Here is a 10471-nt window from a genome sequence, read left to right on the forward strand (position 1 = left end):
TTTTAAAAATATATATTCAAAAAATTATAAATGCTATTTTTCATTTTTTATTTCAAACAAATGAAAAATTTCTCTTGACAGAATTTATAAAAAATAGTATTATTTAAAAGTAATATAAAAGAGATAAAGAAATGGAAAAATTTCCATTTTTTAAAAAAATTATTTTGTTAAAAAAATCACAATATAATTTTTTGTGATATATTTTTTATAAAAAATTTTCAAGGAATTTTTTACAGGATAATTTTTAGGAAAATAACAACAGGAGGAAAAAGTATGGTGAAAGATTTAAAGAGTCTGGAAGAATTAATGAAGAAAGTAAGAAAATCACAGGAAGAATTTGCTACATTCGATCAGGAAAAAGTGGATAAAATTTTCAGAAAAGTAGCACAAAAAATAAATGATAAGAGAATAGAACTTGCTAACTTGGCTGTAGAAGAAACAGGAATGGGAATATTGGAAGACAAAGTTATAAAAAATCATTTTGCTTCAGAATATATTTATAATAAATATAAAGATGAGAAAACCTGTGGAGTACTGGAAGAGGACAGGTCATACGGAATTAAGAAAATAGCCACTCCCATAGGAATAATAGCGGGTGTTATACCTACAACAAATCCTACATCGACAGCCGCTTTTAAAATACTTTTGGCATTAAAAACAAGAAATGCGATAATACTTTCCCCTCATCCGAGAGCTAAACAGAGTACAATAGAAACTGCAAGAATAGCATTGAAAGAAGCTATAAAATACGGAGCACCTGAAAATGTGATAGGGTGGATAGATGAACCTAATGTAGAACTATCAAGAGAATTAATGGCCAATTCTGATCTTATATTGGCAACAGGAGGACCGGGAATGGTCAGAGCCGCTTACTCTTCGGGTAGACCCGCAATAGGAGTCGGAGCGGGAAATACCCCTGTAATAATAGATAAATCTGCCGATATAAAGATGACCGTGAATTATACTCTTCTTTCAAAAACTTTTGATAACGGAGTAATTTGTGCGTCAGAACAGTCAGTTATTATAGATGCTTCCATTTATGATAAAGTTAGAAAAGAGTTTGAATTAAGAGGGGCATATATTCTTAAAAAAGACGAAATAGAAAAAGTAAGAAAGATAATGTTTATAGACGGAAATCTTAATGCCGATATAGTAGGACAGAGTGCCTGTAAGATAGCAGAACTTGCAGGGATAAAAATTCCCAAAGATTCAAGGGTGCTTATAGGAGAAGTAAAGTCTACAGGTATAGAAGAACCTTTTGCTCATGAAAAACTATCTCCTGTATTGGCGATGTATAAAGCGGACGATTTTGACGATGCCCTTGATAAAGCTAAAAAACTTGTGGAATTAGGAGGTCTTGGACATACTTCACTTTTATATATTAATTTAGCTGAAAAAGAAAAAATCGATAAATTTGGAATTAGTATGAAAACAGGAAGAACATTGATTAATATGCCTGCGTCTTTAGGAGCCATAGGAGATGTGTTTAACTTTAAATTGGAGCCGTCATTGACATTGGGATGCGGTTCATGGGGAGGAAATTCCGTATCTGAAAATGTAGGAGTGAAACATCTGCTAAATATAAAGACAATAGCTGAAAGAAGGGAAAATATGCTATGGTTCAAGGTACCTCAGAAAATTTATTTTAAATACGGTTCACTGCCTACCGCACTGGAAGAACTGAAAGGAGAACACAAGAAAGCATTTATAGTAACCGATAAAACCCTTGCAGAATTGGGATATACAGCACATATTACAAAAACTCTTGATGAAATAGGGATAGACTACAGAATATTTTCGGAAGTAAAGGAAGACCCTACATTAAGTTCGACACAAGCAGGAGCAAAAGCAATGCTGGAATATAATCCTGATGTTATAATAGCGTTAGGAGGAGGGTCTGCTATGGATGCAGCCAAAATTATGTGGGTATTGTATGAATATCCTGAAATAAGGTTTAGAGATTTGGCTATGAGATTTATGGATATAAGAAAAAGAATATTCTCTTTTCCTAAAATGGGCATAAAAGCTAAATTTATTGCAGTTGCAACTTCTGCGGGAACAGGTTCGGAAGTTACGCCGTTTTCGGTAATTACTGATGATACTACAGGAATAAAATATCCTCTTGCAGATTACGAGCTGACTCCTCATGTGGCGATAAACGATCCTGAACTTATGCTTTCAATGCCTAAAGGACTTACAGTGGCTTCGGGGATAGATGTCCTCACTCATGCTATAGAATCTTATGTTTCCGTACTTGCAACTGAATATACAAAACCTTATTCTTTGGAAGCTGCAAGACTTGTATTCAAATACTTACCTGAATCGGTAGAAGAAGGGGCAGCTGCAATAAAGGCAAAAGAAAAAATGGCCAATGCTTCGTGTCTTGCAGGTATGGCCTTTGCCAATGCTTTTTTGGGGATATGTCATTCATTGGCACACAAATTGGGAGGAAAATTTCATGTGCCGCATGGAGTAGCTAATGCAATGCTTTTAAATGAAGTTATAAAATATAATTCCGTAGAAGCACCTACGAAAATGGGATTATTTCCTCAGTACAGATACCCTGATGCGTTGCAGAGATATGCTGCTATGGCTGATTTTCTTGAATTAGGAGGAAAGACAAAAGAGGAAAAGACAGAAAAACTGATTAAGCATATTGATAATCTAAAAGAAAAAATAGGAATTCCTATGAGCATAAAAGAATATGGTATATCCGAAAAAGATTTTCTGGATGCTGTAGACGGAATGGCACTTGATGCTTTTGATGACCAGTGTACTCCTGCAAATCCGAGATATCCGTTGATTTTGGAGTTGAAAGAAATTTATTTGAAAGCATATTACGGAAAGGAATATAAGTCTGATAAAAAATAAAATTATACATAAATAAAAAAATGAATTGCGAACAAACTGATGTATAATCATATGATTTGTGCCATAAAAAAAACTTATATAATATTTGAAATTCTGATGATAAATCGTTGTTGACAAAGTAGGATTTAGTTGTATACTTAAAATAAGAAGATAAAGAAACTCTAAATTTTAAAATTAGGAGGAAATAATATGGCACAGACTTATGATGTTGTAATTAAAGGAACAGGAATGGGGATAGGAGAACAGGTATTAATTGATAATCTTATGAATGCCTTTATTCATACTCTTGCTCAGAGGGAAAATCTTCCTACCCACATTATTTTTTATGGTGAAGGAGTTAAACTTACTTCTAAAGGTTCAGGTTGTTTAGCTGATTTGCAGGAGCTTGAAAAAAAAGGTGTAAAAGTCCTATCCTGCGGAATTTGTGTTGATTATTACGAATTAGGTGAAAATATTGAAGTAGGAGTGTCAACTACAATGGGCGAAGTTGTAGAAATATTATCTAACAGTAATTTAATTATAGAACCTTAATAAAAAATTCTATTTCTAAACTATAAGCAGGCATATCTGAAAGTTTGTCTGCTTATTATTTTATTAAATAATATAAATTAAATAATATAAAAGAATTATGGAGGAAATATTATGAATAATGTTGCCAAGCCTTTTTCAACAACTTTGATAGGGAGTATGCCGAGAAGTCGGGAGTTGTTGAAATTAAAAGAAAAAAGTATAGAAGACAAAACTTATCTCAATGAATACAGAAAAAAACTCTTTTCGGAAACTGAAGAAGTTATTCATATGCTTGAAGATACAGGGATAGATGTAGTCATAAGTGGAGAACTGTCTCGGGATAATTATATGAGTTATGTTGCCGAACATGTACCGGGAATAAAATTGATGACTATGGAAGATATAAAAAGTATAACCGGAAATACTGAAGAATTTAATAAAAGTCTGGAAGAAATGGATGCGGCTGACAATTCTATGAATAGCCCTGTATGTATAGACAAGATTTCTACAGATGTTGAACTTAATACTGAAGAAGTCAATATGATAAGAAATATTACAGATAAGCCTTTTAAAATGACTTTGCCGAGTCCTTATTTGCTGACCCGTTCCATGTGGCTGAAAGAGATTACGGGAAAAGTATATACAGACCGTAAGGAGTTGGGAAATGACATTGTAAAATTGCTGATTAATGAAATAAGAAGACTTGTCAAAGTAGGAGCCAAAATTATTCAGATTGATGAGCCTATCTTGTCAGAAGTAGTTTTTACAAGGAAAAAAGGAGATAATTCTTTTTATTGAGGGGCTTTGTCAGCAAAGATCAAGGTTGATCGAGAATTAAAATTTGCAGGTGATTTATTGGCACCTGTATTTGCAGAGCTTCGTAAACATGAAAATATTATAAGCAGTATGCATGTCTGCCGTGGAAACTGGACTTGTGATGAAACGGTATTGCTTGAAGGGGCTTATGACAAGCTTGGACAGTTTTTTGATTCATTGGATGTAGATATGCTGGCACTTGAATTTTCGACATCGCGTGCAGGAGAAGTAAAACAGCTGTTTTCAAATAATTTTCTGGATAAAAAGATAATGTTGGGGTTCGGTTGTGTAAATCCGAGAAGTACTATTGTTGAAACTCCTGAACAGATAGTAAAAGCTACTGAAAAAGTTTTGGAATTTCTTCCTCCTGAAAAAATATGGTTAAACCCTGATTGTGGATTTGCAACATTTTCCAAAAGACCTTTAAATTCCTTTGAAATAATAAGACAGAAATTGAGTTCAATGGTAAGAGCATCGAATATTTTAAGAGAGAAATACTGTAAATAGAAAAATATTAAAAAAATTAAGATTTTAAATATATAATATGTTATACTGTGTATAGGAAAAAAATATGTAAAGATATAATTAGCGGAAATTTATAAACAATAAAAAGAAAGGGCAGATATGACTATTAGTGAAAAGAAAAATAAAATTTCTGAACTGACGGAACAGAGAAACAGTTATATGGATCAGGGAAAAACTCTTGAAGAAGTTGAAATATTAAGAGAGCTTGCTAAATTAAATGAAGAAGTATATGGAATAGAAAGTGATGAAAATATAAAAATTTTAAACGAACTTGGCGGAACATTAAAATATATCGGTGCTTTTGATGAAGCTGTCTCTGCTTTATTAAAAGCTCAAAAACTTATATCCAATAATTATGACACTGAAAATGTCGCATATGCTACCTGTAGCCTGAATTTGGCAGAAGTTTACAGATTTATGAAAAAATATGATGAAGCTGAAAAATTATATAAAGATACGATGTCCATATATGAAAAGAATAATCTTCAAAATGATTATCTATATGCAGGAGTGTGTAATAATTTAGGATTATTTTATCAGGAACTTTCAAAATATGAGGAAGCAATCATACTGCATGAAAAAAGTCTTATGATACTTGAAAATGATAATAAATATAAATTGCAATATGCGACTACATTGAGCAATCTTGTAATTCCCTATATGAAAATCGGGAAAAATGATTTATCTGAAAAAAGTTTAAAAAAATCTCTTGAATTAATAGAAAATGAAGTCGGAAAATCTCACGGTTTGTATTCGGCGTCATTAAATAATCTTGCGATTCATTATTATAATGAGGGAGATTTTGAAAAAGCTCTTAAATTTTTTGAGGAAAGTGCAGAAATTTGCAAAAATTCTTTTGGAGAAAATAGTAATAGTTATAAAAATTTGATTTCAAATATTGAAATTGTAAAAGAAAAAATTGTAAAGAAATTATAAACAGAGAAATTATAAAAGAAAGAATAAGAAGAAATAAAAAAGGAATAAAAAGAAAAGAATATGAACATAAAGATTAAAGGATTGGAACTGTCAAAATTATATTTTGAAAATATATATCTGCCCGAATTAAGAAAGGAATTTCCCGAATTACTGGAGAGAATGGCTGTAGGACTTGCCGGAGAAGGCTCCGAATGTTTCGGATATGATGATGAAATTTCCAGAGACCATGATTTTGGGCCTTCGTGCTGTATATGGTTGACAAATGATGATTATAACAGATACGGTAAAATTCTTCAGAATAGGCTTGATAAACTTCCTAAGGAATTTATGGGGTTTAGTGCATTAAATACAAGTGAATGGGGAAATGACAGAAGGGGAGTACTGAATATAAACGACTGGTATTATAAGTTTACAGGTTTTGAAAGTGCTCCTTTAAATCTGTATGATTGGAGAATTATTCCCGAAACGGGACTTTCTTCGGCTATAAACGGGGAGATATTTGTTGACAATTTGGGAGAATTTACAAGAATAAGAAAACAATTACAAAATTATTTTCCCGAAGATATAAGACTTAATAAAATTGCGACAAGATGTATGAAAATAGCGCAATCAGGACAATATAATCTTTCCCGATGTTTAAGAAGAAAAGAAATTGTGGCAGCAAAGATGGCTGAAGCTGAATTTATAGATGAAAGTATCCATATGATATTTCTTTTAAATAGAGAATATAAGCTTTTTTATAAATGGATGCACAGAAAAATGAGAGAACTACCTATTTTGGGTGAGAAGATTTATGCTTCACTAAAGTATCTGGCTGGAATGCCTACGGAAGAAACAACAGAAAGAGTAAAAATAGTTGAAAATATATGTAAGGATATAATTAAGGAACTGAAAAATCAAGGTATAGCTGATAAATCCATAAACAGTGATTTTTTACAGGATTATGGACCTCAAATTCAGTTGAAAATAAAAGATGAAAAATTAAGAAATTGGTCGCCATGGCTTGATTAGGAGAAAATATGGATCTGAAATACAGCGAAAAAAAAGAAAATATTATAAATAAAATTCTTGAAATAGAATGGGATTTTTTTCAGAAAGCTCAAAATACAGGAGGGAGAGCTGAATGTCAGGATAACAGAGAAGAATTTGTAATTATGAGAAAAAGTCAATGGGAAACTTTCCCTTTAAATGTACTTGACAGTTATCTGAAAGATTTAGAAACGGCAGAAAAAGAAAGAAGAAACATAGTTGTTGAAAAATATGCAAGAATGATGAAATATAGTGCTCCTGACGAATATGAAAAAATAAAAGGATTTTTAAAAGAAATACCCGAAGAAAAAATGAAAATTGTAAATAAGATTACAGAAATATATTTAAGCTGGGAAAAGGAAATGACTTTAAAATATCCTAAATTGACAGATAAAGGCAGACCCCTCTACTCTAAGGACGACACTCCTGAATTTACTTCGATTGAAACCTATCTTAAAGGAGAACTTTTATCTTATTCATTGAATACGTTGAATCTTTATTTTGAATATATAAAAGAATGTATTACAAAAAATATTAATTTAGCTGAAATAAATCTTCAAAATATTGTAAAAGAAAAAGGGTATTCTTCCCTTGCTGATGTTGAAAATAAAGTTTAATAACAAGAAAAATAATTTTTGAAAAAATGGAAAAAAAACTTGACAAATAATAATCATTAATATATAATTTATCTTGTCGTTAGAAATAAGTTGTAAAAATGTGCCTTGGTGGCGAAATCGGTAGACGCACAGGACTTAAAATCCTGTGGTAATTATTACCGTGCCGGTTCAAGTCCGGCCCGAGGCACCACTGAGACTTAGATTAATGATATTAGATATCGCGGGATAGAGCAGTCTGGTAGCTCGTCGGGCTCATAACCCGAAGGTCGTTGGTTCGAATCCGGCTCCCGCCACCAATTATGCCTAGATAGCTCAGTCGGCTAGAGCATGCGGTTCATACCCGCAGGGTCGAAGGTTCGAATCCTTTTCTAGGCACCACTATTAAAATTATTTTTATATTTTTGAGATATGCTTGCGGTTGATTTCAACAGTAAGTATATTTTTGTATATATAAATATAAAATTTTATGGAAAGGAAGAATAGCTATGATACACATATTGGCAAGTTTTGAAGTGAAAAATGATAAATTACAAGAGTTTGTTGAACTTTGTAATGAACTTATAAGAGAAAGTCGTCAGGAAGAAGGCTGTGTTTCCTATAATTTACAGCAGGATATAAAAAGAGAAAATCATTTTGTATTTGTAGAGCAGTGGAAATCAAATGAAGCTATTGAAAAGCATAATTCAAGCTCTCATTTTACAAGGATTGTACCAATGCTGGTTGAAATATGTGAAAAAGCTCCTGTTATTGAAGTGTTTAATCGTCTATTTTAAATTAATGAAAAAGAATTGTTTTACAAAACAGTTCTTTTTTAATTAGTTTGAAAAAAGACTTGACTAAAGGCAGATTTAAATTATAAGATATAGGCATATTATAAAAATAGTAATAATTAAAAAAAGGAAAAAATATGAAAATATTAATAATAAGATTCAGCTCATTTGGAGATATAATATTGACAACTCCTGTAATAAAAAAAATAAAGGAAAAATATCCTGAAGCGATTATAGATTTTATAGTTTATGATGTTTTTTCCGAAGCAATTTCATTAAATCCGCACATAAGAAATGTTATAATTTTTGAAAAGAAGAAAAGTAAAGACAAAGAATATATAAAAAAAATCATAAATGAACTAAAGTCGGAGAGCTATGATTATGTTATAGACCTTCATTCCAAATTTTTGTCGCGGATTATCGGTAAAAGTCTTGAAAATAGTAATACCCAATATTTTAGATATAAAAAGAGAAAATGGTGGAAAACATTGCTCGTAAAAGCCAAATTAATAACTTACAGTGCTGACTGTACTATTGTAGAAAGCTATTTTACAGCATTAAAAAAATTGGATATATGTTTCGATAATAATGACAGAAAATTTGGAAAAGGTGATAATCTCGAATTTTATGTAAATCAGGAACAGGAAAAAGAATTAATCATGAAATATAATCTTATAAATGAAAAATATTTTGTGCTTGCTCCGGGTGCTTCAAAATTTACGAAAAAATGGCCTTTTTATAATGAACTGGCAAAAAAAATAATAGAGAATATGAATGTCAGACTATTTATAATAGGTGGGAAAGAAGACTATAACTCAGTTGAAGAAAATGAGAAAATAACAAATTTATGTGGAAAAATATCTTTTAAAGAAAGTGCAATAATCTTAAAATACGCAGAAATAGCTATTGTAAATGATTCAGGACCTTTCCATATTTCAAGAGCTTTAAAGACAAAAACTTTTGTGTTTTTTGGTCCGACAGACCCTAATTTATTCAGTTTTGAAGATACAACATTCTTAATTAAAAATCCTGACTGTCCTGCTCATTCATTATATGGTGATGATAAATTTCCTAAAAGGTATGAAAAATGTATGTCTGATATTTCCGTTGATGAAGTGTATGATAAAATAGTCAGAGAATATAATAAAAAGAAAGGAGAAGAAATAGTTTCAGAAATAGATATGAAATAAAAGATATAAAATAAATCAAAATACAAAATAAACAAAAAACATAAAATAAACAGATTTTCATCTTTTATATTATCTTATATTATCTTAATTTCAGTATTCATCGTATTAGCATCTATAATAATCTGAATTTTTGAAACTTTATTAATAATTATGAAAATACTTGCATTTGAAACATCGTGTGATGAAACATCCGTAGCAATAGTTGAAAATGGAAAAAACGTATTAAGTAATATAGTGTCTTCTCAAATAAATATACATAAAGAATATGGGGGAGTCGTCCCTGAAATAGCTTCACGGCATCATATAGAGAATATACTGCCTGTACTTGATGAGGCTATGGAAAAAGCAGATTGTCAATTAAAAGATATTGACTATATAGCTGTAACAAATACTCCGGGTTTGATAGGTTCGTTACTTGTAGGACTTATGTTTGCTAAATCTTTGAGTTATGCCAATAAAATACCGCTGATACCTGTAAATCATATAGAGGGGCATATATTTTCCAATTTTATTGAAAATGATATTGAATTGCCCGCTATTTCTTTGATTGTTTCGGGAGGACATACTGATTTATACTATATAGAAGAAAGAAACGGAAAAATTGCAGTAGATTTATTAGGAGAAACTTTAGACGATGCAGTTGGAGAATCTTATGATAAAATTGCAAGAATATTGGAGCTGCCTTATCCGGGAGGGCCTGAAATTGAGAAGATTTCTCCGGGAGGGAAAAATATATTAAATATAAAAAAGCCTAATGTTGAAGGATATAATTTCAGTTTCAGCGGCATAAAAACATACGTAACAAACTATATAAACAAGGAAAAAATGAAAGGAAATAATATCAATAAAGAAGATATAGCCAAATCTTTTCAGGAAATAATTGTAGAAGTTCTTTATGATAAAGTTCTGAAAGCAGTCAATAAAAAAAGCGTAAATACACTTTTAGTTGCAGGAGGAGTTTCCGCCAATAAAAGATTGAGAAAAAAATTTGAAGAATTACCTGAAAATATGAAAGTATATTTTCCTAAAATGGAATATTGTACCGATAACGGCGCGATGATAGGAGCTGCTGCTTATTATAAATTAAAAAACGAAAAAAATAGAGAAAACATTTCTGTTGAAGAAAATGTATATAATTTGGATGCTAAATCTACAAAAGAAAAAAACAAAAGATAAATAGGACAGAAAGAATACAATATATAGTATT

9 protein-coding genes and 3 tRNA genes are annotated in these 10471 nt (G+C 31.0%); all 12 read left to right on the plus strand.

What is annotated here, in order from left to right:
• Positions 1 to 273 precede the first annotated feature (273 nt).
• The 12 genes from adhE to tsaD all read left to right on the plus strand — a co-directional run bounded on the left by adhE (position 274) and on the right by tsaD (position 10440).
• Positions 274 to 2871, plus strand: coding sequence for a bifunctional acetaldehyde-CoA/alcohol dehydrogenase (adhE, locus tag ACO5J6_RS09080; RefSeq protein WP_485643551.1), 2598 nt, complete (start codon positions 274 to 276; stop codon positions 2869 to 2871).
• Between the two features lie 189 nt (positions 2872 to 3060).
• Positions 3061 to 3402, plus strand: coding sequence for a sulfurtransferase-like selenium metabolism protein YedF (gene yedF / locus ACO5J6_RS09085; RefSeq protein WP_485643552.1), 342 nt, complete (start codon positions 3061 to 3063; stop codon positions 3400 to 3402).
• Positions 3403 to 3513: 111 nt separating this feature from the next.
• Positions 3514 to 4704 carry a cobalamin-independent methionine synthase II family protein gene (locus ACO5J6_RS09090; protein ID WP_485643553.1) on the plus strand — a complete coding sequence of 397 codons (1191 nt, stop codon included), beginning with the start codon at positions 3514 to 3516 and terminating at the stop codon, positions 4702 to 4704.
• 117 nt (positions 4705 to 4821) lie between these two features.
• Positions 4822 to 5658 (plus strand): tetratricopeptide repeat protein, encoded by an 837-nt coding sequence (locus ACO5J6_RS09095; protein WP_485643554.1) that lies wholly within the window; start codon positions 4822 to 4824, stop codon positions 5656 to 5658.
• A 60-nt stretch (positions 5659 to 5718) separates the two neighbouring features.
• Positions 5719 to 6669 (plus strand): DUF4037 domain-containing protein, encoded by a 951-nt coding sequence (locus tag ACO5J6_RS09100; RefSeq protein ID WP_485643555.1) that lies wholly within the window; start codon positions 5719 to 5721, stop codon positions 6667 to 6669.
• Between the two features lie 8 nt (positions 6670 to 6677).
• A complete protein-coding gene (locus tag ACO5J6_RS09105; RefSeq protein WP_485643556.1) occupies positions 6678 to 7304 on the plus strand; it encodes a DUF4125 family protein in 627 nt (208 codons plus the stop codon).
• Positions 7305 to 7406: 102 nt separating this feature from the next.
• Positions 7407 to 7494, plus strand: a tRNA-Leu gene (locus ACO5J6_RS09110).
• A 29-nt stretch (positions 7495 to 7523) separates the two neighbouring features.
• Positions 7524 to 7600 (plus strand) — tRNA-Met (locus ACO5J6_RS09115).
• Between the two features lie 5 nt (positions 7601 to 7605).
• Positions 7606 to 7682 (plus strand) — tRNA-Met (locus ACO5J6_RS09120).
• A gap of 107 nt (positions 7683 to 7789) precedes the next feature.
• Positions 7790 to 8077 carry a putative quinol monooxygenase gene (locus ACO5J6_RS09125; protein ID WP_485643557.1) on the plus strand — a complete coding sequence of 96 codons (288 nt, stop codon included), beginning with the start codon at positions 7790 to 7792 and terminating at the stop codon, positions 8075 to 8077.
• A gap of 134 nt (positions 8078 to 8211) precedes the next feature.
• Positions 8212 to 9264, plus strand: a complete 1053-nt coding sequence (locus tag ACO5J6_RS09130) for a glycosyltransferase family 9 protein (protein WP_485643558.1) — start codon at positions 8212 to 8214, stop codon at positions 9262 to 9264.
• Positions 9265 to 9414: 150 nt separating this feature from the next.
• Entirely contained in the window at positions 9415 to 10440 is a 1026-nt protein-coding gene (gene tsaD / locus ACO5J6_RS09135; protein WP_485643559.1) for a tRNA (adenosine(37)-N6)-threonylcarbamoyltransferase complex transferase subunit TsaD, read from the plus strand.
• Positions 10441 to 10471 lie beyond the last annotated feature (31 nt).

This window comes from Pseudoleptotrichia sp. (assembly GCF_057270515.1).

Bases quoted from the DNA above. Each gene is read 5' to 3' on its own strand.
- adhE (WP_485643551.1), top strand. From the start codon at position 274: ATGGTGAAAGATTTAAAGAGTCTGGAAGAATTAATGAAGAAAGTAAGA.
- yedF (WP_485643552.1), top strand. From the start codon at position 3,061: ATGGCACAGACTTATGATGTTGTAATTAAAGGAACAGGAATGGGGATA.
- ACO5J6_RS09095 (WP_485643554.1), top strand. From the start codon at position 4,822: ATGACTATTAGTGAAAAGAAAAATAAAATTTCTGAACTGACGGAACAG.
- ACO5J6_RS09100 (WP_485643555.1), top strand. From the start codon at position 5,719: ATGAACATAAAGATTAAAGGATTGGAACTGTCAAAATTATATTTTGAA.
- ACO5J6_RS09105 (WP_485643556.1), top strand. From the start codon at position 6,678: ATGGATCTGAAATACAGCGAAAAAAAAGAAAATATTATAAATAAAATT.
- ACO5J6_RS09125 (WP_485643557.1), top strand. From the start codon at position 7,790: ATGATACACATATTGGCAAGTTTTGAAGTGAAAAATGATAAATTACAA.
- ACO5J6_RS09130 (WP_485643558.1), top strand. From the start codon at position 8,212: ATGAAAATATTAATAATAAGATTCAGCTCATTTGGAGATATAATATTG.
- tsaD (WP_485643559.1), top strand. From the start codon at position 9,415: ATGAAAATACTTGCATTTGAAACATCGTGTGATGAAACATCCGTAGCA.